Genomic DNA, 24606 nt, shown 5'->3' on the forward strand with positions numbered 1-24606 from the left:
CATCGCCTTGAAACGGATCGGGCAAGGCGCGTCAACGCCCTGCCCGCATCATACCCGTCATGCAGTGCCGACCGCCGCAGGTGGACGCGGCGGCGGCGAACGCGATCAGCCGTTCTGCTTGGCCACGAATGCGGCGAATGCATCCAGATATTGCTGCAACACCGTCTTGAGCGAATCCTTGACCAGCTCGCCCTGGGCGTCGAAGGCGTCGCCGACGCCATTCAGGTAGATTTCCGGCTGTCCCATGACCGGGCCGGAGATGCCAGGCATGATGTTCTGCAGATGCTTGGCCGCCGCCACGCCACCGAGCGGGCCCGGCGAATTGGAGATGAGGCCGACCGGCTTGCCCAGGAACGAACTCTGCCCATAGGGACGCGAGGCGACGTCGATCGCATTCTTGAGCACGCCGGGAATCGAGCGGTTGTATTCGGGCGTCAAGATGAGGACGCCGTTCGAGGCCTTCAGCTTCTCCCGCAGGGCGAGCCAGTCGGCCGGCGGATTGGCTTCGAGATCCTGGTTGAAGAACGACAGGCCGTTGAGCGTGGTCACGTCGATCTTCAGGCTGGCCGGCGCCAGCTTGGCGAGCGCATTGGCGATCTTCAGGGTGAAGCTCTCCTTGCGGAGACTGCCGACGAGGGCGACGATCGAATAAGGTGCGGGCATGGGGAGTCCTTTGAGGAGCGGGGTGTGGAGCGCACTTAAGGCGCGCGAGCAGGAACATGCAAGTGCATGGACCATCCTCACGCGAAACACTGCGTTTCATCGCAAGCAACGCCCGAGTGTTCCCGCCCCCTTGCCCGCGTCGTGGAGCTCAGCCGGTCCCCTTGAGACAGCGCGTGAATTCCGCCACCGCCTGATGCGTGAGCCAGATCGCCTGCCCGTCGACCGGCTGCGCCCATGACGAGACCTTGGCGATCACGATGCCGTTGGCGGCATCGACGAACAGGTTCTGGCCGTGAATGCCCATCGCGAACATCAGCTGCGGCGCGTCGTTTGTGACGTACCAGCCGCTGCGATAGTGCATGTTGCGGCTGATCGGGACAAAACTGTCGCGCCATTGGCCGTCGCGCCAGGCCTGCACATCGCCATTGTGCCTGATGTCGTCGATCCAACCTTCGGGAATGATCGTGTGAGAGCCCCGCCGCCCGCCTGACAGCAGGAGCTGGCCGAGCCGGGCGACGTCGCGCAAGGTGGCGCAGAAGCCGCCGGTGCAGCGCGGCGCGCCGTTGCGGTCGAGGGTGATGAAGGCCTCGCCGCTCGCCCCCATCGGCTTCCACAGCAGGCTGCCGGCGAGGCTCGCGAAGCTGCGGCCGGTGGCGCGCTCGATCGCCCATCCCAGCAGATCGGTGTTGGACGAGACGTAGCTGAAGGCGCCGCCATGCGGCGCCGCCTGAGCGCGCATCGTCGCAAAGAAATCGTGCAGGTTTGGCCTCGTGCCCGGCGCGACCGGCTCCCAGCCCGCGGCGTCGGCATAGGCCTGCAGGCCGGCACCATCGAACACGACGCCCGCACGCATGTCGAGCAGCTGCCGGATCGTGGCGCCGCGATAGGCCGTGGCGGCCACTTCCGGCACATAGCGCGTGACCTCGGCGTCGACATCGATCTCGCCGCGGCCGGCCAGGATGCCGGCCATGAGGCCGGTGATCGACTTGGTCGCCGACATCAGGATGTGCGGCGTGTCGCGGTCGGTGCCGCCATCATACATTTCGAAGACGATGCGGCCGTCCTGCAGGATCAGGAGCCCGTCGGTCGCCGTCGCCTTCAGGAAACCGTCGAGATCGAGCGTGCCGCCCTTGGGCAGCCGCACGCTGAAATCGTCGAACGACACGAGGCTCGACGGCAGCGTCCAGGCGCTGCCCGGCGCGCTCTCGATGTCGGCGACCGGCAGGATCGCGCGGATGTTGTGAAAGGCCCAGCGGCTGAACGGCGCAGTGCGCCAGTTGGAGAGATCGGCGTTGGAGGGAGAGGGATCGGTCGACATACGAATCCTGCGGGATTTCCGAGGTGCTCGACATAGGGGTTCGCAACAGGCGCGGAAAGCCCGGCATTTCGCATATGCAAAAACGCTCAGGCCGCCCGAAGGCGGCCCCCTCTCTCCTCCGTCATTGCGAGCGAAGCGAAGCAATCCAGGGCTCGGTTGGGACTCTGGATTGCTTCGTCGCGGAGCCTGTCCTCGGGCTCGCCGGAGGCGAGACCCGGGGGCTCCTCGCAATGATGCTAACCGATAATCAGATCACCGGATTCCACGGCGCCGGAATCAGCCGGTACTTGGCGCCGTCCTTCTCGACATAGCCCACCGACGGGAACGAGAAGTGGAAGCCGATCACCTTGGCCTTCTCGGCGGCGGCCATGTCGTAGAACCTGTGCCGCGTGGCCTGCGCCATCTCGGCATCGGTGTCGAACATCACGTGCCAGTCGGGGTTGCGCAGGAACAGCTCGGGGACGTTGGTGACGTCGGCCTGGATCAGGACCCTGGCGTTGCCGGAAGCGACCGCGAATGAGGTGTGTCCCGGCGTGTGACCGGGCGTGCCGAGCGCGGTGATGCCGGGCGCGACCTCCTTGTCCCACTCGTACTGAGTGACATTGCTCTCGAGCCCGCCGAACACCTTCTTGAAGTTGGCGAAGTTGCCCTTCATCAAGTCGGTCTGCGCCTTGGCGGCGTTCTCGTCGCTATTCCAGAACGCCCACTCCTTGGCCGGCACCTTCAGCTCGGCGTTCGGGAACGCCAGCGAGCCGTCCGCGAGCTTGAGGCCGTTGATGTGGTCCCCATGCATGTGGGAGAGCACGACGACGTCGATGCTCTTCGGATCGACGCCGGCGGCAGCGAGGTTCTGCAGCGTGCGGCCAACCGCGCCCTTGCTGGCCTCGAAGGCGCCAGCGCCGTTGCCGGTGTCGATCAGGACCAGCTTGGAGCCGGTGTTGATCAGCTGCGGATTGAAGGGGATCGTGATCATGCCCTTCGGCATGTAGGCGCTTTCGGCAGCCGCGAGCGCGTCGTCCTTCGCCGTGTTGACGACGAACGTGTCGGGCATCGGGAAGGTGCGCGCGCCGTCATTGACGGAGGTGCATTCATAGTCGCCGACCTTGTAGCGATAGAAGCCGGGCGCCTGCGCGCCGGCGGGTGCAACCGCTGCGCGTGCCCGTCCGGCCAGCGGCGGCAAAGCGGTTGCAGCCCCGGCGAGGGCCGCACCGGCCAGAAATCGACGGCGATCCAATCGGGTCATGACAAATCTCTCCTCAGTGCTCCATGCGGCTGACACCGCCCCCAGACAAACGGGGCGGATTGTCTCCGCATGCGGGCCAAACGCAAGCCCGTCAGCAACGTCCGAGGAGCGACGTTAGGTCACTTCTCTTTGTTGGGGTCGATGAGGAATTTTTCGCCGGTGGCCCGTTTGGCGTACACGGCAAGGTTGGCCGGATCGAGCGCCTCGGACAAGGAAACGACCTTGGTGTAGTGGCTCGCAAAGGTCGTCTTCAGCTCGTCGACGACGCGCTGGCGCAGCCGCTCGGTATCCGCCTTGCCGATCTTCATCAGGAACGGAAACAGCAGCCAGCCGCCGACGCTCCAGGTCATGCCGAAGCCGCGCGTGATCTCGGTCGGGCGCGTGTCCAGGCTGCCGTAGATGTAGACCTGCTTGTGCACGTTCGAGCCATAGCGGCTGTAGGGATGCTTGCCGGACTTGTTGATCGCAGCTTCCATCGCGTTGAGGATCTGGCCGGCGAGCTTGCCGCCGCCGATCGCATCGAAGGCGATGGTCGCGCCGGTCTCGACCAGCGCCGCGATCAGGTCGTCCATGAAAGTCGGCGCCGTCGAATCCACGATGTATTTGGCGCCGAGGCCGCGCAACAACTCGGCCTGATCAGCGCTGCGCACGATGTTGACGAGCGGGATGCCGTCCTTGAGGCAGATCTTGTTGAGCATCTGCCCGAGGTTGGACGCGGCCGCGGTATGCACCAGCGCGGTATGGCCCTCACGCCGCATCGTCTCGGTCATGCCGAGCGAGGTCAGCGGATTGACGAAGCAGGAGGCGCCCTCGGCCGGCGTGGTGCCGGCCGGCAGCGGCATGCACTCGGAAACCTTCAGGCAGCGATACTGGCTGTACATCGCGCCGCCGATGGCGGCGACCGTGCGGCCCATCAGCGCCTTGGCGGCATCCGAGGAGCCGGTCTTGACCACCACGCCCGCGCCCTCGTTGCCGACGGCCAAGGACTCGTCGAGCCGGCCGGCCATCGCCCGCATCCCCGCCTCCGGCACCTTGGCCGTGATCACGCGCCGCTCCTTGGTGCCGGACGCCTGCAGGGTCGACAGATCGGCCGCGCCGACGAGGAGGCCGAGATCGGACGGATTGATCGGCGCCGCCTCGATCCGGACCACGACCTCGTCCGGTCCGGGCTCCGGGGTCGGCACGTCGACCAGCGAGAGCTCGAGCTCGCCGCTGCGCTTGATCAACGTCCGCAGTTGCAGGCCCTGTGTCTCGACACCCATGCGCGCCTCCCTTTTTTCTTTGGTTAGCTTGTCCAGACTCAGGCCAGCGCCTTCAGCGCCGCCCTGCCCGCATATTTGGCCTGCGCATCCAGCTCCTGCTCGATGCGCAGCAGCTGGTTGTACTTGGCGGTGCGGTCGGCGCGCGCCAACGAGCCGGTCTTGATCTGTCCGCAATTGGTGGCGACCGCGAGATCGGCGATCGTGGAATCCTCGGTCTCGCCGGAGCGGTGCGACATCACGGCGGTGTAGCCGGCCTTGTAGGCCATCTCGACCGCGGCCAGCGTCTCGGTGAGCGTGCCGATCTGGTTGACCTTGATCAGGATCGAATTGGCGCGGCCGTTGCGGATGCCGTCGGCGAGACGGTTGACGTTGGTGACGAACAGGTCGTCGCCGACGAGCTGGCACTTGTGGCCGATCAGGTCGGTCAGCTCCTTCCAGCCGTCCATGTCGTCCTCCGACATGCCGTCCTCGATCGAGGCGATCGGGTAGCGGGCGACCAGATCCGCAAGGTACTTGGCCTGCTCGGAGCGCGAGCGCGACGTGTTCTCGCCCTCGTAGACGTACTTGCCGTCCTTGAAGAACTCGGTCGCGGCGCAGTCGAGCGCCAGCATCACGTCCTCGCCGGCGGTGTAGCCGGCCTTGCCGATCGCGCTCATGACGAAGTCGAGGGCTGCGTCCGCCGACGGCAGGTTCGGCGCGAAGCCACCCTCGTCGCCGACATTGGTGTTGTGACCGGCCTTCTTCAGCTCGGCCTTGAGCGTGTGGAAGATCTCCGAGCCGCAGCGCAGCGCCTCCGCGAAGCTCGGCGCGCCCACCGGCATGATCATGAACTCCTGGAAATCGATCGGATTGTCGGCGTGGACGCCGCCATTGACGATGTTCATCATCGGCACCGGCAGGGTGCGGGCCGAGGTGCCGCCGACATAGCGATACAGCGGCATGTCGTAGGAGATCGCCGCCGCCTTGGCGCAGGCGAGCGAGACGCCGAGAATCGCGTTGGCGCCGATCCGGCTCTTGTTCTCGGTGCCGTCGAGCTCGATCAGGATCTGGTCGATCTGGACCTGGTCCTGCACCGACATGTCGCTGAGCGCCTCATAGACCTCGTCGTTGATGGCTTCGACGGCCTTCAGCACGCCCTTGCCGAGATAGCGGTGCTTGTCGCCGTCGCGCAGCTCGACCGCCTCGTGGGCGCCCGTGGAAGCGCCGGACGGCACGGCAGCGCGGCCGACCGAGCCATCCTCCAGCACGACGTCGACCTCGACCGTGGGATTGCCGCGGCTGTCCAGGATTTCGCGGCCGATGATGTCGACGATGGCGGTCATGAGGTCCTCTCGCGAGCGTTTCTAGGTGGGCGTTGTTGCGCTGCTTCTACCGCAAGCCCGCGAGCGCGAAAAGGCCAAGTGGCGTTGAAATCAAGTCACGACCAAATCACGAAGCGGGTGACGGGGGCGCCCCGATTGGCTAAACGGGCGCCACTGCGGCAGGTGACACGACACATGGCGAAAAGACCCAACACATCCCCGACATCGGCCGGCCTTCAGCTGGGCCGAGAGGTGGCGGCGCCGGACAGCCCGGATGCAGCGACGCTCGACCGCGTTCCCAACCCGCAGAAGGACACCGATTATCTGGCCCGCTTCACGGTGCCGGAGTTCACCTCGCTATGCCCGGTGACGGGCCAGCCGGATTTCGCGCATCTCGTGATCGACTATGCCCCCGGCCCGTGGCTGGTCGAATCCAAGTCGCTCAAACTCTATTTGGCGAGCTTCCGCAACCATGGCGCGTTCCACGAGGACTGCACCGTGGCGATCGGCAAGCGCCTGGCCACGGAGCTCAAGCCGAAATGGCTGCGCATCGGCGGCTACTGGTACCCCCGCGGCGGCATCCCGATCGACGTGTTCTGGCAGACGGGGAAGCTGCCGAAGGGGCTGTGGGTGCCCGAACAGGGCGTCGCGCCATATCGCGGGCGGGGCTGAGCGGATCCATCGCTCGGCCACCGGTCACAACCACCATCATTCCGGGGCAAGGCCGCAGGCCTTGAACCCGGAAGCTCGATATTTGTCTTGCGTCCGTTCCTCGCAATCTCGAGATTCCGGGTTCGATCGTCAACGCGTAGCCGCTTCGCGCCTGCGCATCGACGATTGCCCTGGAATGACGGTCCGCGACTGATCGACACCTTGTGAGGCACGTCGACGAGACGACCGCTTCCTTGGAAACGGCGAGCGGTGATGGGTTGAGCTTTCGCCATCCCCAAAGCCCGCAACGCGGTCATGCTCCGCAAAGGCGGAGCATCCAACATTTCGCGGCATCTACCCGCGTCTCTATAAACGAAATAGCCGTCGAACTTCGCCTTGTAGGCAGCTGGACACAGGACCTGGAACGTACTCAACATCGCGTCCGTCCTCGATGCCGTGCTGTTGCCGACGATCTGCTCATTGCGGTGATCCTTCCAGCCGCAAGCAAGGATCCAATAAAAGGCCGAAACGGGGGTTGAAAGAAATGATGATGACCCCAGAGGACGAGCGCGGAGCGTATCATGAAGCCTGGAGGACGTTGTCGTATCCCGGCGGTCTCTGGGGTGTGATAGGTAAGTGTTGATCGAGGGACCGATGTCAAATCAGAACGCAACAATAAAGAGCGGCGTCGTGAGCTGGCGTTGGTACCAGAGACTGGTTCTTTTTTGTTACGGAATTGGCATTGGTGGATGGCTATTCTGCTTCGTCCTGGCATGCGAGCTGACCGCGTCCCATCGGCCGGCAGTTCCTGAACCAGAGTTCGGGTTCACACACCTGATACACGTCGCGCATAGCAGGGACACTGTCTATGTCACTTACCTCGAATACTTGACACACATCTACGGACCTTTCGCGACATGGGGATTTGCAGTCATCAGCGGTCTATGTGGTTACCTTGTGGGAATCAGAAAGAACTCGCCCCGTTTTTCCGGGAACGTTCAGATAGCCTGTGCTTGTGCGGCTTCACTGATACTCATGTACCTAGCCTGGTACTTTTCAGTTGAGCAGGCCCTGCTTGGTCTCAGCCCTGTACCGCACCCGGAATAAATCTCTGGCCGCCAATCCATCGCCCCTGAGTCGCCCGACGGGTGCGCTCCCGCTCGGCTTTCCCATCCTTCGCGACCAGCAAACCGCTGCTCCTGAAAGCCGATTTTTGCCGCGCTTTCAAGGCGGTCCCCTTGTCCTGATCTCCCGCTAAAAATATTCCACTTTCGCTTTATCGGAATTTGTGATTGACTATCGTCGTCCCGTCTCGATCAGAGGGGCGCTTCGCGGTCGTCACGGACGTTGAGGCGGGATGCGGTGGGCGTGTCGGGTTCGCAGCGTGATCAGTCATGCGGACGAACGAGCCTGATGCGCCGGCGAAATCGTATGGTCCTGGCCTCCCGACGCTGAGGTCACGCCGGTGGTGATGATCCGCCGGTTACGGGGGCAAGACAGCCCGGTCCCCGGGGAGAGTACGTATAAGCCGCCCAACCATCGCGCGGGGAATGCCGGGATGTCTCGGCTGAACCTGTGGTTCCTGCCGCCTGCATTTTTTTCCGCAGGCGGGCCATGGGGGCGGCCAGCTCCCGGCATTCCCCGCGCCCTCTTTTCAGAAAGAGGGCATGTCCCAAGGCAAAGCTCGGACGCCGACGCGCCGCGAGATGGCGGCGGTGCGTCCCGCGGCCAACGAAAGCGCTGATATGTCTCAGCCGCGCTTCTTCAGCATCGAGAGCGAGAAACGCCCTCGCCGCACTTCTTCAGGACCATCGCAGCTAACGATGGGCATTTTGCCCTCGCCCGTCTCCACGTCGTCATGCCCGGGCTTGTCCCGCCTGCGCGGCCGAAGCCGCTTCGGCGCGGCGAAGGCCCGGGCATCCACGTCCTTCTCAGCGCGCCGAACGACGTGGATGGCCGGCACAAGCCCGGCCATGACGGAGCAACAAATGAGCAGGCGTTGCTGCCGCGACGGGACCATGTCTTCAGATGCAATGGGCCCGCGCCCGTGTCCGACATGGCCGTCAGCTGACCGCCGCATCCGCCGGCGGCCGCTGCCGCAGCAGCGCGGCGCAGGCGAAGCCGAGCGCGACCATCATGATGGCGGCGATCAGCAACGTCGGCTGCTTGCCGCCATGGACCAAGCCGAAGCCATAGGCGATCGGGCCGACCGTCTGGCCCATGAAGAAGAAGAACGAGTGCAGCGACATCGCGGTCGCGCGCGCCCCGATCGACAGCTCGCTGGCGAACACCTGCAGGCAGCCATGGATCATGTAGAAGCCCCAGCCCATCAGCAGCATGCAGCCGAACTGCAGCTTCCAGCCCGGACCGAAGGCGAGCGCGGCAAGCTGCAGCCCGACCAGGGCAGCGCCCGTGATCATCATGCCCTTGACGCCGAGCCGCGGCAGGAAGTTCGAGACCGTGAACGTGTAGAACAGGCCGCCGACCGCGAAGCCCGCGATGACGATGCCCGCGATCGACAGCGAGGTCTCGCCGAGATCGAACAGGAACGAGGCGATGAACGGAAACAGCCCGAACACGCAGCAGCCTTCGACGAACACCGCCGAGAAGCAGAAGCGCGAATTGGGGTTGGTGAAGATGGTGCGGTAGCCCTTCCTCAGCGCGGCGAGATCGGTGGTCGGCGCATGCGTGACCTTGGCGCCGCGAAAGCCTGCCGCCACCGCGAAGGAGGCGATCAGCCCGAGCGCGCCGAGGATCGCGAGCACGCCACGCCAGCCGATGAAATCGCCGATGATGCCGGATGCCGTCGCGCCGAGCAGATTGCCCGCCATCGAGCCCGCGAGCGTGCGGCCGATCGCGACCTGCCGCTTGTCGGGCGCGACGAGATCGCTGGTCAGCCCGAGCGCCACCGGAAACACGCCGCCCGAGGCGATGCCGGCGAGGATGCGCGTCGCGAACAGCAGCGGAAACGAGGTGGCGAGCGCACCGAGGATGCTGGCGATGCCGAGCAGCGCCAGGCACAGCGTCATCAGCCGCGCCTTGCCGAACAGATCGGCGGCGGCGCCGATCGCCGGCTGGATCAGCGCGTAGATCAGCGCATAGCCCGCGGCGATGCCGGCCGCGGTCGTGATGCTGATTGCGAAATCCTCGGCGACATGCGGCAGCACCGGATCGAGCGCCCGCGTCGACAGCGCCGCCGAGAAGCCCGCCAGCGCGATGATGTTCACGGCCGGTGGAAACTTCCCCGCGGGCTTGGCGGCGGTCTGGTGCATCAGCGCCCGGCGTCCGCCGACGGCGCCTTGGCGAGTGCATCGAACGCCATCAGCGTTCGCAGCAGCCCCTCGAACTGCGCGAGCGGGACCATGTTCGGCCCGTCGGAGGGCGCATGATCGGGATCGGGATGGGTCTCGATGAACACACCGGCGACGCCGACGGCCACCGCCGCGCGTGCCAGCACCGGCACGAACTCGCGCTCGCCGCCCGAGGACGTGCCCTTGCCGCCCGGCTGCTGCACGGAGTGGGTCGCATCGAAGATGACCGGTGCGCCGGTCGTGCGCGCCATGATCGGCAGCGACCGCATGTCGGAGACCAGCGTGTTGTAGCCGAACGAGACGCCGCGCTCGGTGACCAGCACGTTTGGATTGCCGGAGCTCGTGATCTTGGCCACCACATTGGCCATGTCCCAGGGCGCCAGGAACTGGCCCTTCTTGACGTTGACGACCTTGCCCGTCGCCGCGGCCGCGAGCAGCAGGTCGGTCTGCCGGCACAGGAAGGCCGGGATCTGCAGCACGTCGACGGCCTGCGCCACCTCGGCGCACTGGCTGGCGTCATGCACGTCGGTCAGCACCGGCAGGCCGAGCGAGGAGCGGATCTCGGCGAAGATCGGCAGCGATTGCGAAAGCCCCAGCCCGCGGGCCGCCGAGGCGGAGGTGCGGTTGGCCTTGTCGAACGAGGTCTTGTAGACGAGGCCGATGTTCAGCCGCGCCGCGATCTCCTTCAGCGCCGAGGCGACCTCGAGCGCATGGGCGCGGCTCTCGAGCTGGCATGGGCCGGCGATCACGGCGAGCGGCAGGTGGTTGCCAAACTTGACGGAGCCGAGGCTGACGACCGGCGCGGCAGAGATCGAAGCGTTCACGACATCATCCTCATGAGAGCGCGCGACCATGGCCCAGCGCCGGCTGCCGGATCAACCGGCGTTTGCCTGCGAATAGCAGGGTTGCGGGGATCGGTCATCCCAGCCCCTCCCCGGGCTCTATTTCAACGCCGAGAACGCCGTCGGCACCAGGAACTGGCTGGTGATGTTGGCAACGATCTGGCCTTCCTCCTCGCTCTTGGCACGCGCCGAGATCCAGTCGGGATCGGTCATGAACTTGGTCCACTTGGTCTCGCGCTCGGCGAGCGATTCCCAGGCGATGAAATAGGTGAGGTCCTGGTTGGATTCGCCGATCAGGGTCGTGAAGAAGCCCACGGGGCGGATGCCGTGCTTCTCCCACAGCTTCAGCGTCGTGTTTTCGAAACGCTTCAGCAGCGCCGGCAGCCGGCCCGGAATGCAGCGATAGATGCGGCTCTCGTAGATCATCTGATCCTCCCTGATCTTTTCTGGCTTCGCGCGATCGGGGAGCGTTGTCGCAACAATCGTCGCGGCCGTCAAAGGTCGCGTTGCGCGCCTCGGCCGTCATTGCGAGGAGCGTCAGCGACGAAGCAACCCAGAGTCCCGCCCGCGACTCTGGATTGCTTCGCTCCGCTCGCAATGACGGGACTTGGCACCACGAGCCCGTTACACCAGTCGCGACTGCACCACTGCGGCCTGAATGAACGACGCGAACAGCGGGTGCGGCTCGAACGGGCGCGACTTCAGCTCGGGGTGGAACTGGACGCCGATGAACCACGGATGGTCCTCGTATTCCACGATCTCCGGCAGCACGCCGTCCGGCGACAGGCCGGAGAACTTCAGACCGTGCTGCTCGAGCCGGTCCTTGTAGGCGGTGTTGACCTCGTAGCGGTGGCGATGGCGCTCGGAGATCTCGGTGGCGCCGCCATACACCTCGGAGACGCGGCTGCCGCGCTTGAGCGCAGCAGGATAGGCGCCGAGCCGCATCGTGCCGCCCAGATCGCCGCTCTTGGAGCGCTTCTCCAGCTCATTGCCACGCAGCCATTCCGTCATCAGACCGACCAGCGGCTCCGGCGTCGGACCGAACTCGGTCGAATTGGCCTCGGCGATCCCGACGAGATTGCGCGCCGCCTCGATGACCGCCATCTGCATGCCGAAGCAGATGCCGAAATACGGCACGTCGCGCTCCCGCGCGAATTGCGCCGCGCGGATCTTGCCCTCGGCGCCGCGCTGGCCGAAGCCGCCGGGCACCAGGATGCCGTTGACGTGCTCGAGGAATGGCGCGGGGTCCTCGTTCTCGAACACCTCGCTCTCGATCCAGTCGAGCTTGACGCGGACCTTGTTGGCGATGCCGCCATGCGACAGCGCCTCGATCAGCGACTTGTAGGCATCCTTCATGCCGGTGTACTTGCCGACGATCGCGATCGTGACGTCGCCTTCCGGATTGCGAACGCGCTCGTTGATCGTGTGCCAGCTCGAAAGCGCCGGCGGCACCCGCGGCTCGATGCCGAACGCGGCCAGCACCTCGTCGTCGAGGCCGGCGGCATGATAGGCCTCCGGCACGGCATAGATGTTGTCGACGTCACGCGCCTCGATGACGGCGCTTTCTCGCACGTTGCAGAACAGGCCGAGCTTGCGCCGTTCCTCCTTCGGGATCGGGCGGTCGGTGCGACACAACAGGATGTCAGGCTGGATGCCGATCGAGCGCAGCTCCTTGACCGAATGCTGCGTCGGCTTGGTCTTCAACTCGCCGGCGCTCGGGATGTAGGGCAGCAGCGTGAGGTGGATGTAGATCGCGTGATGGCGCGGCAGCTCATTGCCGAGCTGCCGGATCGCCTCGAAGAACGGCAGGCCCTCGATGTCGCCGACGGTGCCGCCGATCTCGACCAGCACGAAATCGTACTCGTCATTCCCGGACAGGACGAAATCCTTGATCGCGTTCGTCACGTGCGGGACGACCTGGATGGTCGCACCGAGATAGTCGCCGCGCCGCTCCTTGGTCAGGATGTCCTGGTAGATCCGGCCCGTGGTGATGTTGTCGGCCTTGGTCGCCGGTCGGCCGGTGAAGCGTTCGTAATGTCCGAGATCGAGATCGGTCTCGGCGCCATCATCGGTCACGAACACTTCGCCGTGCTGATACGGCGACATCGTGCCTGGATCGAGGTTGAGATAGGGGTCGAGCTTGCGAAGCCGGACCTTGTAGCCGCGGGCCTGCAGCAGCGCGCCTAACGCGGCTGAAGCCAGACCCTTTCCGAGCGAGGAAACCACGCCGCCGGTGATGAAGATGTACCGCGCCATGGGACCCTACCTTTAATGCCGCGCGCTCGATTCGCCAAAACGAATCGCTTGCAGCCCGCAACGCTGTCGCGGGCCTGTGGGTTACTTCAAAATCTGAATGGTCTCAGTAACTTGAGACCGCCTCATGACGCAGGACGCCAATTGCGTTCCTGCATGGCTTATCCGCGTTATTGCGATTGCGGTGCCTGCGGCGCAGCCGGAGCCGCGGGAGCCTGCTGCTCGTCGGCCTTCTTGAGCTGGTCGAGCACGCCGCCCCCGGTCGGCGCCACCGGGGTCGCACCGCCTGACTGGGTCTGCCCAGGCAAGGTGCCGAGAATCGAGGTCGGCTTGCGATCGTAGCCAGCCAGCCAGGTCAGCAGCAGGCTCGTCAGGAAGAAGCCAACCGCCAAAATCGCCGTGGTCCGCGTCAGCAGGTTTGCGGTACCGCGGCTCGACATGAAGCCGGCGCCGCCGCCCATGCCGAGGCCGCCGCCTTCGGACTTCTGCAACAGCACCGCGCCGATCAGGACGGCGACGATCATGAGGTGGATGACGATCAAGACAGTCTGCATGGTGACCTTCCGTCACAAGCCCTCGCAGGCCCCGACCGGAGGCCGGGATCGCGAGAGCTTCGCGGGCTATTCGGAAATTTGCGCGGTGTTACACGATCATGTCGAGCAACGCCACCCCGCAGATAATCGCGGCCGCGCTTCGCACAAGCGCTGCCGCGTCGCCCCGTTGTCGAGGCTTGCCCGGCCATCGATTTTCTACTATTGGAGACATATGGATCAAATAATAGACGACTTCAGCCAGCGACTGGCGCGCCGCCTCCTGCTGGAACGGGACAGCCGCGGCTGGTCGCTGGCCGACCTCGCCGAGCGCTCGGGAGTGTCAAAGGCCACCATCAGTAAGATCGAGCGCGCCGAGGTCAGCCCGACGGCGGTCATCCTGGTCAAGCTGGCAAGCGCGTTCGATCTCACGCTGGCCGGCTTGATGCTCCGAGCCGAGGCCCAGTCGGAGCGCCTGTCCAAGGCGGCCGAGCAGCCGGTCTGGCGCGATCCGGACACGGGCTATGTCCGGCGCCAGGTCTTTCTCAGGCCGGATCATCCGATCGAGTTGGTGACCGTCGAGATGCCGGCGCACCGCAGCGTGACCTTGCCGGCCTCCTCATACATCCACATCCGCCAGCTTCTCTGGGTGCAGAGCGGGCAATTGACCATCACGGAAGGCGCGGAACGCCACGTCCTCGGCCCCGGCGACTGCCTCGGCTTCGGCCCACCGATCGACACCACCTTTGCCAACGAGTCGGACGCACCCTGCGTCTATGTCGTGGCGCTTGCCCGGAGTTGAGAATGTCCGCGATTCGAATTGCATCCCTATCGGACACACCGGTCGTTCGAAGCGCGCTTCGCGCAATGCTGATCGAGACGGTCGCCGATGGTGGCTCGGTCAGTTTCATGCACCCGCTTCGCGAGGAGGATGCCGACGCCTTCTGGCGGGAATCGCTTTCGGCCGCGGCGCGCGGCGAACGAGCCGTTCTTGGCGCCTTCGACGGCGAGGATGTGATCGCGACCGTCACGTTGCAGCTGAAGCTGCCGCCGAACCAGCCGCACCGCGCCGAGATCGCAAAGATGATGACGCGCATCAGCCACCGCAAACGCGGAATCGCGACCGCGCTGCTGCGCGCGGCCGAAAACCTCGCCCGCGCGCACGGTCGGACGATGCTGGTCCTCGATACCGCCGAGGATGGGGGCGCCTCACGGCTTTATGAAAGCGTCGGCTTCCAGCTGAGCGGAACCATTCCGGACTATGCCTTGAAGCCGCATGGCGGCCTTACCGGCACGAAGATCTATTGGAAGCGAATCGAACAGGCGGACTGAGGCGTGCGCTTTCGCTCACGTTGCTTCTCAACAGCCCTTCGCAATGGCGAGAAAGTCCGAGGCTTTCAGGCTGGCGCCGCCGACCAACGCGCCGTTGACATTCGCGACCGCCATCAGCTCGGCCGCATTGGAGGGCTTCACCGAGCCGCCATAGAGGATGCGCGTCCGCGCTCCCTCCTGCTTGAAGCGATCGATCAGCAGCTCTCTGATAAAGGCATGAATCTGCTCGACATCCTTGGCAGTCGGGGTCAGGCCGGTGCCGATCGCCCAAACCGGCTCATAGGCCACGACCAGGTTGCCGGCCCGTGATTCCTGCGGCAGGCTGAGGTTGAGCTGGCCGCGCAGGATGTCGAGCGTCTGCCCTGCATCGCGCTGCTGCTGGGTTTCGCCGACGCAAACGATCGCGACCAGCCCGGCGCGCCACACCGCCTCGGTCTTCTGGTGCACCACAACATCGCTTTCGCCATGATCGGCACGCCGCTCGGAATGGCCGACGATGATGGCGGTGGCGCCAGCATCGGCCAGCATCTCCGCCGAAATGTCCCCGGTATGGGCTCCCGACGCCTTGGGGTGGCAATCCTGAGCGCCAACCGCGATCGCGTGGGAGCCGCGCGCCCTTTCGGCGAAGCCTGCCACCAGGGTGGCGGGAGGACAGACCAGCAGGTCGGCCTTTCCGGTGACCTCGGCGGCTCCGGCCAGCATGGCGTCGAACTCGGCGGTCGAGGCCTTCAGGCCGTTCATTTTCCAATTGCCGGCGATCAGCGGCCGGATGCGGTCGGTCATGGCGGAATTCCAGCAAATGTTGTGACAGACATCGGCTAGCAGAGCCCTTCGACGAGCACCAGAGCGGGAGCCGTCTTCCCACCGCTTCAATCGGCCTCAGGGCCGAGGTTGCGACCGGGCGGCCGCCTCTTTATAAGCCGTTTCAACTCGGTGACGGCCTTTTGCGGAATCTGCTTTAAGGCGCGGCCTCTTCATCCTTTTTCCTGCAGACAGACTGGACCCATGCTTCGAGGATTACGCAAGGCCTCATCAAACTGGCTCGGCAAGACCATCATGGCGGTGGTCATGGGCGTTTTGATCGTCAGTTTCGGCATCTGGGGCATCGCCGACATCTTCCGCGGCTTCGGGCAGTCGACGGCTGCAACCGTGGGACGCACGGAGATCTCGGTCAACGAGTTCCGGCAGATCTATACCGACCGGCTGCAGCAGATCGGCCGCCAGCTCGGTCGTCCGCTGACCACCGAGCAGGCCCGCATGTTCGGGCTCGACCGCTCCGTGCTGCAGCAGACGATTGCGGAAGCCGCCCTCGATGAGCAGGCTCGCCGTCTCGGTCTCGCCCAGTCCGATGCGGAGACCATGCGGGTGATCCTCAGCGATCCCAACTTCAAGGGCCCGAACGGGGCGTTCGACCCGCAGCGCTTCCAGGCCATCATCCGCAATTTCGGCTTCACCGAGCAGCGCTACCTGGCTGACCAGCGCCGACAGTCGCTGCGGCGGCAGATCACCGGCACGATCGCGGCCGGGCTGGAGCCATCCAACACGATGCTCGAGGCGCTCGGCCGCTTCCAGAACGAGCAGCGCTCGATCGATTACATCAAGCTCGACGCGGCGCAGGCCGGCACCATCGATGCGCCCTCGCCCGAGGTTCTCGCGTCCTATTTCGAAGAGCACAAAGCCCAGTTCAAGGCGCCGGAATATCGCAAGATCTCCTTCGTCGTGGTGACGCCCGAAGAGATCGGCAAGTGGACCGACGTATCTGACGAGGACGCCAGGAAGCTGTTCGACCAGCGCAAGGCGCTGATGGGCACGCCGGAGAAGCGCCAGGTCCAGCAGATGACCTTCCCCACCATGGAGGAGGCGCAAGCGGCGCGCGCCCGGATCGCCGCGGGTGAAGTCACGTTCGACGAACTCGCCAAGGAGCGCAACCTCAACCCAGCCGATCTCGATCTCGGTCTGGTGACGAAATCGGCGATTCTCGACCCTGTCGTTGCCGATACCGCCTTCTCGCTGCCGACCGGCGAGGTCAGCCAGCCCGTCAAGGGCGCATTCAACGTGGCGCTGGTCAAGGTCAGCGCGATTCAGCCGGGCCAGCAGCCCGAATATGAGAGCGTCGCTGCCGACATCAAGAAGGAGATCGCAGCCGACCGCGCCAAGTCGCAAGTCGCCAATCTTCGCGACAAGATGGAAGACGAGCGCGGCGGTGGCGCCAGCGTCGCCGAGGCCGCCAAGAAGCTCGGTCTCAATGCCATCACACTCGAAGCCGTCGACAGGTCCGGCAAGCAACCCAACGGCCAGCCCGTTTCGAACATCCCGCTTGGCCTGGATGTCGTTGCGCAGGCCTTCACCAGCGACGTCGGTGTCGACAACGAGCCGATCTCGTTCCGCGGCGGCTATGTCTGGTTCGAGGTTCTCGGCATCACCCCGCCGCGCGATCGCCCCCTCGACGAGGTCAAGGATCAGGTCGCCGCGCGCTGGCGCGACGACGAAGTCGCCACCAAGCTGCGCGCGAAGGCCACCGAGCTGGTCAAGAAGCTCAGCGAGGGCGGCAAGCTCGCCGACGAGGCGGCATCGCTCGGCGTGAAGGTCGAGACGGCCAGCGCGTTCAAGCGCGACGCCTCGGTGCCCGGCGTCCCCACCGGCGCGATCACCGCCGCATTCCGCACGGCGAAGGACGGCGTCGGCCAGACCGAGGCTGATGGCGGCCGGCGGTGGATTGTGTTCCGTGTCACCGACATCATCGAGCCGAAGGTCGACCTCGCGTCCGAAGACACCAAGAAGCTGAAGGACCAGTTGCAGCGCGCGCTCGCCGACGAGCAAGGCACGGCCTATGTCATGAAGCTCGAGAAGGACATCGGGACGACGATCAACGAGGCTGCGGTGGCCCAGGTGGTCGGCGGCAACAATCAGTGACGGGTTTGCTAGGGGCACGCGTGATGGACGATCTCAAGTCGATCATTGGCAAGGTGGCGACCGGCGCGCCGCTGTCCCGCGAGGAGGCGGCGTCCGCCTTCGACAGCATGATGTCGGGCGAGGCGACGCCGTCGCAGATGGGCGCGCTGCTGATGGCGCTGCGCGTGCGCGGCGAGACGGTCGAGGAGATCACCGGCGCCGTCAGCGTGATGCGGGCGAAGATGCTGCGCGTCGATGCGCCGGCGAGCGCGGTCGACATCGTCGGCACCGGCGGTGACGGCTCCGGCTCGGTCAACGTCTCGACCTGCGCCTCCTTCATCGTGGCCGGCGCCGGCGTGCCGGTCGCCAAACACGGCAACCGCGCACTGTCGTCCCGCTCCGGCGCCGCCGACGTGCTCGCCGCGCTCGGCGTCAAGATCGACCTGAAGCCTGACCAGGTCGGGCGCTGCGTGCGCGAGGCCGGCATCGGCTTCATGTTCGCACCCGCGCATCATCCGGCGATGAAGAACGTCGGGCCGACCCGGGTCGAGCTCGCCACCCGCACGATCTTCAATCTGCTCGGTCCCCTGTCCAATCCGGCCGGCGTCAGGCGCCAGATGGTCGGCGTGTTCTCGCGGCAATGGGTCGAGCCGTTGGCCCACGTGCTGAAGAATCTCGGCTCGGAGGCCGCCTGGGTCGTGCACGGCTCCGACGGGCTCGACGAGATCACCTTGACCGGCCCGACCTTTGTCGCCGCGCTGGAGAACGGTCATATCCGCACCTTCGAGGTCACGCCCGAAGAGGCCGGGCTTGGCCTGTGCGGCAGCGACGGTCTGAAGGGCGGCGACGCCGAAGCCAACGCGGTGGCCCTGCAGAGCGTGCTGGACGGCCTGCCGAGCCCCTATCGCGACGTGGCGCTGCTGAACGCCGCGGCGGCGCTGGTCGTTTCCGGCCGCGCCAAGACGCTGAAGGAAGGCGTCGCAATCGGCCGGGATTCGCTCGACAGCGGCGCTGCGGCGGCGCGGCTGAAGCAGCTGATCGAGGTCTCCAACAGCTGATCCACCGGAGCGTGCCATGTCGGACATCCTGACCAAGATCGAAGCGTATAAGCGCGGGGAGATCGCGGCAGCCAAGCGGGCATGCCCGTTGCCGGAGCTCGAGGCCCGCGCGCGTGACGCTTCGCCGCCGCGCGGCTTCGTTGCCTCGATCCGAGCCAAGCATGCGAACGGTGACTACGCGCTGATCGCCGAGGTGAAGAAGGCCTCGCCGTCCAAGGGACTGATCCGCGCCGATTTCGATCCGCCGGTGCTTGCCAAGGCCTACGAGGCCGGCGGCGCGGCCTGCCTGTCGGTGCTGACAGACACGCCGTCGTTCCAGGGCCATCTCGACTTCATGGTCGCCGCGCGGGCCGCGACCGCCCTGCCCGTGCTGCGCAAGGACTTCATGTTCGACACCTACCAAGTGATCGAGGCGCGTGCTCACGGCGCCGACTGCATCCTCATCATCATGGCCGCGCTGGACGATGCCGCCGCTGCGGACATCGAGGCTGCCGCGCTCGCCCACGGCATGGATGTCCTGATCGAAATCCATGATCGCGCCGAGCTCGATCGCGCGCTGAAGCTGCGCTCGCCGATGATCGGCATCAACAACCGCAACCTGCGAACCTTCGAGACCACGCTGGCGACCTCCGAAGCGCTGGCGCCGCTGGTCCCGGTCGAGCGTCTTCTGGTCGGCGAGAGCGGCATCTTCACGTCGGCCGATCTCGCGCGCCTGGCGCGCGTCGGCATCCAGACCTTCCTGGTCGGCGAGAGCCTGATGCGGCAGGCGGACGTCACGGCGGCGACGCGCGCGCTGCTTGCGCGCAATGCCGCCTCCGCCAGCGCGGCTGAGTGACCATGTCCGACAAGTCGCCCGACGCTCCCGCCCTCACCCACATCGACGCCCGCGGCGAAGCCCGCATGGTCGACGTGTCGGACAAGGCCGCGACCGAGCGAACCGCGACCGCCGAGGGCCGCGTCGTCATGAGCCCGGCGACGCTCGAGCTCATCCTGTCCGGCAACGCCAAAAAAGGTGACGTGCTCGGAACTGCCCGCATCGCAGGCATCATGGCCGCCAAGCGGACCTCCGAGCTGATTCCTCTGTGCCACCCGCTGGCGCTGTCCAAGGTCTCCGTCGACATCACGCCCGATGCCGCGCTACCCGGCTGCCTCGTCAGCGCCACCGTCAAGGTGACCGGGCCGACCGGCGTGGAGATGGAAGCCCTGACGGCCGTGTCCGTCGCCTGCCTGACCATTTACGACATGATCAAGGCGGCCGAGCGCGGCGTACGCATCGAAGGTATCCGCTTGACCGAAAAGATCGGCGGCAAGTCCGGGCACTATCGCGCCTGAAGAGATTACCAAGCCAAATACAACTTCGAATTAATTGTTCGCTAACTCAACTTCCTAACCTCACTTCCATCGCGGACCGATAGCAATGGTTGTGGGAGGGACATCGTAGCGGTCCATCCCGAAGCGCCGATCGCAAGCGTATTCAGGATCGATGACGACCGATACCACCAGTCCAGGGAATGCCCTCAGAGCTTCGACCGACCGCGGTGGACCGATCCGCTGGCTGGTCGGCGGAGGCCTCGTGCTGATTGCAGCCATCGCGATCGGTACGACCATCATGGCCGACAGTTTCCGGGAACGCGCGCTGAACAGCGCGACGCGCGAGCTGGAGAACACCGTCCTCCTGCTGGCGCGCCATTTCGATCAGCAGATGGAGGATCTCGGCGCGATCCAGCGCGATCTCGCCAACTACGTCCGACAGAACCACATCGACAGCGGCGCCCGCTTCAAGGAGCAGATGGGAAGCGCCGCCGTCAATGCCATGCTGAAGGACAAGCTGAGCGCGGTGACCTATGTCGGCGGTTTGAACATCTTCGACTCCGACGGCAACCTGATCAACTCCGGAGCGGCCTGGCCGGTGCCGCCCGTCAACATTGCCGATCGCACCTTCTTCAAGCGGCTGAAATCCGATCCGACCGCGCCGCAACTGCTGATCGAACCGGTGGTGGGCCGGATCACCGGCACATATGTCGCAGTCATTGCCTTGAAACTGACCAGTCCCAACGGCGAGTTCCTGGGCATCATCAGCCGCAGTCTCGAACCAATCAATGTCGAGCGGTTCTTCGCCTCGGTCGCGCTCGGGCCCGACGCGGCGATCTCGATGATGCATCGCGACGGAACCCTTCTGGCCCGCCATCCACGCCATGAGGGCATGCAGAACCAGAACTACAAGAACGCGCCGATCTTCCGCCAGATCCTGGCCGGCGATGGCAACACCACGGGCATTTTCAGCAGCCCCGTCGACGGCGAGCACCGCATCGGCGCATCGCACCGGCTGACGAGCTATCCCTTGATCGTGACTGCGACGACGACGGTCTCGGCGGCGCTCGCCGACTGGCGCGAGCAGATGCGCTTCCTGATCGCCGTCGGCGTGACGTCGGTGCTGCTGATCGCCGGCATGCTTTACGTCGTGGTGCGTCGGTTGATCAGCGACCACGACGCCTCCAGCCGCCGCTTGACGCTGGAGAAGGAACGGCTCGACAAGGCCGTCAACAACATGACCCAGGGCCTCTTGCTGTTCGATGCATCGGAGCGCCTGGTCATCAGCAACCAGCGCTACGTCGACATGTACGGCCTGTCTGCTGACGTCGTGAAACCAGGCTGCACGTTTCGCAAGCTGATCGCGCACCGCAAGGCCACCGGATCGCTGGCGGGCGACGACGTCGAATATGCCGATGCGGTGCTGCGCGACATCGGCCGCAAGACCTCGCAGATCATCGAGACCACGGACGGTCGCTGGATCCAGATCGTCAACGAGCCGATCGCGGGCGGCGGCTGGCTCGCCACCCACGAGGACATTACCGAGCGCAAACGGTCCGAGGAGCAGATCACGCATCTGGCGCACTACGACGCCCTGACGGATCTGCCGAACCGCACCCTGTTCCACGAGCGCCTCAAGGAGGAGCTGACCGGCGTCCCCCACGGCCGGCGCCTCGCGCTGCACTACATCGACATCGACGAGTTCAAGGGCGTCAACGATTCGCTCGGCCACCTCATCGGCGACGAGCTGTTGAAATCCGTCGCGGCGAGCCTGAGCGCCTGTGTCGGCACCGCGGGGTTCGTCGCCCGCCTTGGCGGCGACGAGTTCGCCGTGGTCCAGACGGCGATCCGCAACCGGGAGGATGTCGAACAGCTGATCGAGGATATTCTCGGCGCGATCCGCGCCCCGCGTGACTGCCTCGGCCATCAGCTCACGGCCGACGCCTCGATCGGCGTAGCGATGATCCCCGAGCACGGCACCGATCTCGACCAGATCATGAAGGACGCCGATCTGGCGATGTACGCCGCCAAGGCCGCGGGACGGCGCACCTGGCGCTTCTTCGAGCCCGAGATGGACGCCCAGATCAAGGCGCGCCACCAGCTCGAGGTCGACCTGCGCCAGGCCATGGCCGACGATCGACTCGAGGTCTACTACCAGCCTTGTCTGAGCCTGCAGGACGACCGCATCGTCGGTTGCGAGGCGCTGGTGCGCTGGAAGCATCCGACCCGCGGCGCAGTCTCGCCGGCCGAGTTCATTCCGATCGCCGAGGACACCGGCCTCATCAACCTGCTCGGCGAACGCGTCCTCCAGGTCGCCTGCACCGAGGCGGTGAGCTGGCCGGACGACATCCGGCTCGCCGTCAACGTCTCGCCGGTGCAGTTCAAGAGCGGCACCCTGGCGCTCAAGGTCGCCAACGCACTTGCGACCTCCGGCCTGCCGCCGCATCGGCTGGAACTCGAGATCACCGAAGCGGTGCTGATCCGCGACGACGACGCGCTCGACACCCTGCACCAGTTGCGCGCGCTCGGCGTCCGCATCGCGCTCGACGATTTCGGCACCGGCTATTCGAGCCTCAGCTATCTCCAGCGCATTCCGTTCGACAAGATCAAGATCGACCGCTGTTTCGTCAAGGACATCACGGAGAGCGAGGGTTCCGCGGCGATCGTCCAGGCCGTGGTCAACATCGCCGCCATCCGCAAGATGTCGACGACCGCCGAGGGCGTCGAGACCGAGGCGCAGCGGCAGCTGCTGAAGCGGCTCGGCTGCTCGGAGATGCAGGGCTATCTGTTCAGCCCTCCGAAGCCCGCAGCCGACGTGCGGCAATTGTTCGCTGCGCAGCGCGCCAATCCCTCATCCGGCCGCCGTTCGCGCTCGGACGCCGCCTGAGCCGGTTCCGAACCGATAAATACCGTTGCAATTTGAGGCTTTTCCGCAAGCCAGATTCAAACCCTGCCCACCGGTCGTCCCTTGAAGTCCACGGCTCCGCCATGATCTACGGGACACAGACGGACATACTCCGTGTTCGCCTGTACACGCTGGTCGAAAACCACGGCGGGACGGCCTCAGGGCCGCCCCGTCGGGTGTGAGCATCGAGCGTCGCAAGCCGCGCACCCGCCCGCTTCGCAGATCAGTTCGGCACGGCCGCCTTGGCGCGGACGTCGGCGTTCACCGTGACGCCCCGCAGCACGTTGAATGCGGCGTGCAGCGCCTTGTCGTCCTTCTCGTCCGGCGGAACGTAGGACTGCGAGCCGGTCTGCTCGGTGCCGTCGGGCGCCGAGAGATGGCCGCGCATGCCGGCCTCACCCTTGAGATCGCCGCGATCCTTCAGCTCGTCCGGCACGTCCTGCTTGACCTCGATGTCCGGCGCGATGCCCTGCGCCTGGATCGAGCGGCCCGACGGCGTGTAGTAGCGCGCCGTGGTCAGCGCCAGCGCGCCGTTGCCGGCGCCGAGCGGAATGATGGTCTGCACCGAGCCCTTGCCGAACGAGCGCGTGCCGACCAGGGTCGCACGCTTGTGATCGTGCAGCGCGCCGGCCACGATCTCCGACGCCGAGGCCGAGCCGCCATTGATCAGCACCACCAGCGGCTTGCCCTTGGTGAGGTCGCCGCCGCGTGCGGTGAAGCGCTGCGTCTCCTCAGGATTGCGGCCGCGGGTCGAAACCACCTCGCCTCGCGAGAGGAACGTGCTGGAGACCGACACCGCCTGATCGAGCAGCCCGCCCGGATTGTTGCGCAGGTCGACCACGTAGCCGGCGAGCTTCTCCTGCGGGATCTCCTTGGAGATGCTGGCGACCGCCTTGCGCAGACTCTCGGTGGTCTGCTCGTTGAAGGATGTGATGCGGATATAGCCGATGTCGCCGCCTTCGGTGTGATAGCGCACCGGGCGCACCTTGATGATCTCGCGCGTCAGCGTAACGTCGAGCGGTGCGTCCTTGCCCTTGCGCATGATGGTGAGCTTGGTCTTGGTGTTGACGCCGCCCTTCATCTTGGCGACGGCCTGCTCGAGCGTCAGTCCCTGCACCGCCTCGCCGTCGATCTTGGCGATGAGATCGCCCGAGAGAACGCCGGCCTTGGACGCGGGCGTGTCATCGATCGGCGCGACGACCTTGACCAGGCCCTCCTCCATGGTGACCTCGAGACCGAGTCCGCCGAACTCGCCGGACGTGGTCTCCTGCATGTCGCGCCAGGACTTGTCGTTCATGTAGCGCGAATGCGGATCGAGCGAGGACACCATGCCGTTGATGGCGCCTTCGATCAGCGCGGGATCGCTCGGCTTCTCGACATAGTCGGCGCGAACACGCTCGAACACCGCGCCGAACAGATTGAGCTGCGAATAGGTGTCGGCCATGCCGGCCGCGGCCTTGGCCTTGGCCACGAGTTGCGCGCCGTCGGGACCCGTCACCATCAGGGTCAGACCGACGCCGGTCATCGTGCCCGCCAAGAACAGCCAGTTTTTTCGCATTGTTTGCTTCCCGAGCGTTTGTTGGATGGCCGGCCGATCAAATGGTCCGCACGCATCGCCGGCGCGATTTGTGTTGCGAACACACACCACATTTCCGGTTTCTTCAAGGCCGATATTGCGCCGCCGTACCGGGGCCCGACCGCCGGCGCTCGCATCCGAAATGGACGTTCACAGGC

21 protein-coding genes are annotated in these 24606 nt (G+C 65.5%); 8 read left to right on the top strand and 13 right to left on the bottom strand.

Annotated elements, in window-relative coordinates:
* Nucleotides 1-105: 105 nt before the first annotated feature.
* The 5 genes from QW861_RS10230 to eno form a co-directional block, all read right to left on the bottom strand.
* Nucleotides 106-663: an NADPH-dependent FMN reductase gene (locus tag QW861_RS10230; protein WP_316165286.1), complete on the bottom strand. Its 558-nt coding sequence runs from the start codon at nucleotides 661-663 to the stop codon at nucleotides 106-108.
* 148 nt (nucleotides 664-811) lie between these two features.
* Nucleotides 812-1981 carry a serine hydrolase gene (locus QW861_RS10235; RefSeq protein ID WP_316192990.1) on the bottom strand — a complete coding sequence of 390 codons (1170 nt, stop codon included), beginning with the start codon at nucleotides 1979-1981 and terminating at the stop codon, nucleotides 812-814.
* 247 nt (nucleotides 1982-2228) lie between these two features.
* A complete protein-coding gene (locus QW861_RS10240) occupies nucleotides 2229-3224 on the bottom strand; it encodes an MBL fold metallo-hydrolase (RefSeq protein WP_316186344.1) in 996 nt (331 codons plus the stop codon).
* Nucleotides 3225-3343: 119 nt separating this feature from the next.
* Entirely contained in the window at nucleotides 3344-4486 is a 1143-nt protein-coding gene (locus QW861_RS10245) for a zinc-binding dehydrogenase (protein ID WP_316192991.1), read from the bottom strand.
* Between the two features lie 38 nt (nucleotides 4487-4524).
* Complete coding sequence (eno, locus tag QW861_RS10250; protein ID WP_316192992.1) at nucleotides 4525-5808, bottom strand: phosphopyruvate hydratase; 1284 nt, start codon at nucleotides 5806-5808, stop codon at nucleotides 4525-4527.
* Nucleotides 5809-5982: 174 nt separating this feature from the next.
* On the opposite strand from eno, the gene queF reads away from it, so the two are divergent.
* Nucleotides 5983-6459: a preQ(1) synthase gene (queF, locus tag QW861_RS10255; protein ID WP_316192993.1), complete on the top strand. Its 477-nt coding sequence runs from the start codon at nucleotides 5983-5985 to the stop codon at nucleotides 6457-6459.
* 1729 nt (nucleotides 6460-8188) lie between these two features.
* On the opposite strand, the gene QW861_RS10260 is transcribed toward queF, so the two are convergent.
* The 6 genes from QW861_RS10260 to secG form a co-directional block, all read right to left on the bottom strand.
* Nucleotides 8189-8413 carry a hypothetical protein gene (locus QW861_RS10260; protein ID WP_316192994.1) on the bottom strand — a complete coding sequence of 75 codons (225 nt, stop codon included), beginning with the start codon at nucleotides 8411-8413 and terminating at the stop codon, nucleotides 8189-8191.
* Nucleotides 8414-8501: 88 nt separating this feature from the next.
* Nucleotides 8502-9710 carry an MFS transporter gene (locus tag QW861_RS10265; RefSeq protein WP_316192995.1) on the bottom strand — a complete coding sequence of 403 codons (1209 nt, stop codon included), beginning with the start codon at nucleotides 9708-9710 and terminating at the stop codon, nucleotides 8502-8504.
* On the bottom strand, nucleotides 9710-10573 hold the full coding sequence (gene kdsA, locus QW861_RS10270; RefSeq protein WP_316192996.1) for a 3-deoxy-8-phosphooctulonate synthase: 864 nt from the start codon (nucleotides 10571-10573) through the stop codon (nucleotides 9710-9712). The genes QW861_RS10265 and kdsA overlap by 1 nt, the downstream gene beginning before the upstream one ends.
* A 117-nt stretch (nucleotides 10574-10690) precedes the next feature.
* Nucleotides 10691-11017: an NIPSNAP family protein gene (locus QW861_RS10275; RefSeq protein WP_316192997.1), complete on the bottom strand. Its 327-nt coding sequence runs from the start codon at nucleotides 11015-11017 to the stop codon at nucleotides 10691-10693.
* Nucleotides 11018-11215: 198 nt separating this feature from the next.
* The gene (locus tag QW861_RS10280) at nucleotides 11216-12847 is read right to left on the bottom strand and encodes a CTP synthase (protein WP_315711639.1); all 1632 of its coding nucleotides are present in this window, start codon (nucleotides 12845-12847) and stop codon (nucleotides 11216-11218) included.
* 167 nt (nucleotides 12848-13014) lie between these two features.
* Nucleotides 13015-13398 (bottom strand): preprotein translocase subunit SecG, encoded by a 384-nt coding sequence (secG, locus tag QW861_RS10285; protein WP_316192998.1) that lies wholly within the window; start codon nucleotides 13396-13398, stop codon nucleotides 13015-13017.
* A gap of 211 nt (nucleotides 13399-13609) precedes the next feature.
* Here secG and QW861_RS10290 point away from each other — a divergent pair, with 211 nt between their 5' ends.
* Complete coding sequence (locus QW861_RS10290; RefSeq protein WP_315711636.1) at nucleotides 13610-14176, top strand: XRE family transcriptional regulator; 567 nt, start codon at nucleotides 13610-13612, stop codon at nucleotides 14174-14176.
* A gap of 2 nt (nucleotides 14177-14178) precedes the next feature.
* Nucleotides 14179-14706 (top strand): GNAT family N-acetyltransferase, encoded by a 528-nt coding sequence (locus tag QW861_RS10295; RefSeq protein WP_315711635.1) that lies wholly within the window; start codon nucleotides 14179-14181, stop codon nucleotides 14704-14706.
* Between the two features lie 27 nt (nucleotides 14707-14733).
* On the opposite strand, the gene tpiA is transcribed toward QW861_RS10295, so the two are convergent.
* Nucleotides 14734-15489 (bottom strand): triose-phosphate isomerase, encoded by a 756-nt coding sequence (tpiA, locus tag QW861_RS10300; RefSeq protein ID WP_315750930.1) that lies wholly within the window; start codon nucleotides 15487-15489, stop codon nucleotides 14734-14736.
* A 222-nt stretch (nucleotides 15490-15711) separates the two neighbouring features.
* On the opposite strand from tpiA, the gene QW861_RS10305 reads away from it, so the two are divergent.
* The 5 genes from QW861_RS10305 to QW861_RS10325 all read left to right on the top strand — a co-directional run bounded on the left by QW861_RS10305 (nucleotide 15712) and on the right by QW861_RS10325 (nucleotide 22854).
* On the top strand, nucleotides 15712-17619 hold the full coding sequence (locus QW861_RS10305; protein ID WP_315750928.1) for a peptidylprolyl isomerase: 1908 nt from the start codon (nucleotides 15712-15714) through the stop codon (nucleotides 17617-17619).
* A 23-nt stretch (nucleotides 17620-17642) separates the two neighbouring features.
* On the top strand, nucleotides 17643-18656 hold the full coding sequence (gene trpD / locus QW861_RS10310) for an anthranilate phosphoribosyltransferase (RefSeq protein WP_315711632.1): 1014 nt from the start codon (nucleotides 17643-17645) through the stop codon (nucleotides 18654-18656).
* 16 nt (nucleotides 18657-18672) lie between these two features.
* The gene (gene trpC / locus QW861_RS10315) at nucleotides 18673-19491 is read left to right on the top strand and encodes an indole-3-glycerol phosphate synthase TrpC (protein WP_315711631.1); all 819 of its coding nucleotides are present in this window, start codon (nucleotides 18673-18675) and stop codon (nucleotides 19489-19491) included.
* Between the two features lie 2 nt (nucleotides 19492-19493).
* Nucleotides 19494-19988: a cyclic pyranopterin monophosphate synthase MoaC gene (moaC, locus tag QW861_RS10320; protein ID WP_315750926.1), complete on the top strand. Its 495-nt coding sequence runs from the start codon at nucleotides 19494-19496 to the stop codon at nucleotides 19986-19988.
* 151 nt (nucleotides 19989-20139) lie between these two features.
* Nucleotides 20140-22854, top strand: a complete 2715-nt coding sequence (locus tag QW861_RS10325) for an EAL domain-containing protein (RefSeq protein WP_316192999.1) — start codon at nucleotides 20140-20142, stop codon at nucleotides 22852-22854.
* 241 nt (nucleotides 22855-23095) lie between these two features.
* Here QW861_RS10325 and QW861_RS10330 read toward each other — a convergent pair whose 3' ends face one another.
* Nucleotides 23096-24430 carry a S41 family peptidase gene (locus QW861_RS10330; protein WP_316193000.1) on the bottom strand — a complete coding sequence of 445 codons (1335 nt, stop codon included), beginning with the start codon at nucleotides 24428-24430 and terminating at the stop codon, nucleotides 23096-23098.
* Nucleotides 24431-24606 lie beyond the last annotated feature (176 nt).

It is taken from the genome of Bradyrhizobium sp. SZCCHNRI1029 (assembly GCF_032487555.1).
Lineage (GTDB): Bacteria > Pseudomonadota > Alphaproteobacteria > Rhizobiales > Xanthobacteraceae > Bradyrhizobium.

What these genes read in the sequence shown, in the direction of transcription:
- QW861_RS10295 (WP_315711635.1), top strand. Translation starts at nt 14,179, where the DNA reads ATGTCCGCGATTCGAATTGCATCCCTATCGGACACACCGGTCGTTCGA.
- QW861_RS10275 (WP_316192997.1), bottom strand. Translation starts at nt 11,017, where the DNA reads ATGATCTACGAGAGCCGCATCTATCGCTGCATTCCGGGCCGGCTGCCG.
- QW861_RS10240 (WP_316186344.1), bottom strand. Translation starts at nt 3,224, where the DNA reads ATGACCCGATTGGATCGCCGTCGATTTCTGGCCGGTGCGGCCCTCGCC.
- QW861_RS10280 (WP_315711639.1), bottom strand. Translation starts at nt 12,847, where the DNA reads ATGGCGCGGTACATCTTCATCACCGGCGGCGTGGTTTCCTCGCTCGGA.
- queF (WP_316192993.1), top strand. Translation starts at nt 5,983, where the DNA reads ATGGCGAAAAGACCCAACACATCCCCGACATCGGCCGGCCTTCAGCTG.
- moaC (WP_315750926.1), top strand. Translation starts at nt 19,494, where the DNA reads ATGTCCGACAAGTCGCCCGACGCTCCCGCCCTCACCCACATCGACGCC.
- QW861_RS10230 (WP_316165286.1), bottom strand. Translation starts at nt 663, where the DNA reads ATGCCCGCACCTTATTCGATCGTCGCCCTCGTCGGCAGTCTCCGCAAG.
- QW861_RS10260 (WP_316192994.1), bottom strand. Translation starts at nt 8,413, where the DNA reads ATGGCCGGGCTTGTGCCGGCCATCCACGTCGTTCGGCGCGCTGAGAAG.
- trpD (WP_315711632.1), top strand. Translation starts at nt 17,643, where the DNA reads ATGGACGATCTCAAGTCGATCATTGGCAAGGTGGCGACCGGCGCGCCG.
- trpC (WP_315711631.1), top strand. Translation starts at nt 18,673, where the DNA reads ATGTCGGACATCCTGACCAAGATCGAAGCGTATAAGCGCGGGGAGATC.
- QW861_RS10305 (WP_315750928.1), top strand. Translation starts at nt 15,712, where the DNA reads ATGCTTCGAGGATTACGCAAGGCCTCATCAAACTGGCTCGGCAAGACC.
- QW861_RS10235 (WP_316192990.1), bottom strand. Translation starts at nt 1,981, where the DNA reads ATGTCGACCGATCCCTCTCCCTCCAACGCCGATCTCTCCAACTGGCGC.
- eno (WP_316192992.1), bottom strand. Translation starts at nt 5,808, where the DNA reads ATGACCGCCATCGTCGACATCATCGGCCGCGAAATCCTGGACAGCCGC.
- QW861_RS10290 (WP_315711636.1), top strand. Translation starts at nt 13,610, where the DNA reads ATGGATCAAATAATAGACGACTTCAGCCAGCGACTGGCGCGCCGCCTC.
- QW861_RS10330 (WP_316193000.1), bottom strand. Translation starts at nt 24,430, where the DNA reads ATGCGAAAAAACTGGCTGTTCTTGGCGGGCACGATGACCGGCGTCGGT.
- QW861_RS10325 (WP_316192999.1), top strand. Translation starts at nt 20,140, where the DNA reads ATGACGACCGATACCACCAGTCCAGGGAATGCCCTCAGAGCTTCGACC.
- QW861_RS10245 (WP_316192991.1), bottom strand. Translation starts at nt 4,486, where the DNA reads ATGGGTGTCGAGACACAGGGCCTGCAACTGCGGACGTTGATCAAGCGC.
- QW861_RS10265 (WP_316192995.1), bottom strand. Translation starts at nt 9,710, where the DNA reads ATGCACCAGACCGCCGCCAAGCCCGCGGGGAAGTTTCCACCGGCCGTG.
- secG (WP_316192998.1), bottom strand. Translation starts at nt 13,398, where the DNA reads ATGCAGACTGTCTTGATCGTCATCCACCTCATGATCGTCGCCGTCCTG.
- tpiA (WP_315750930.1), bottom strand. Translation starts at nt 15,489, where the DNA reads ATGACCGACCGCATCCGGCCGCTGATCGCCGGCAATTGGAAAATGAAC.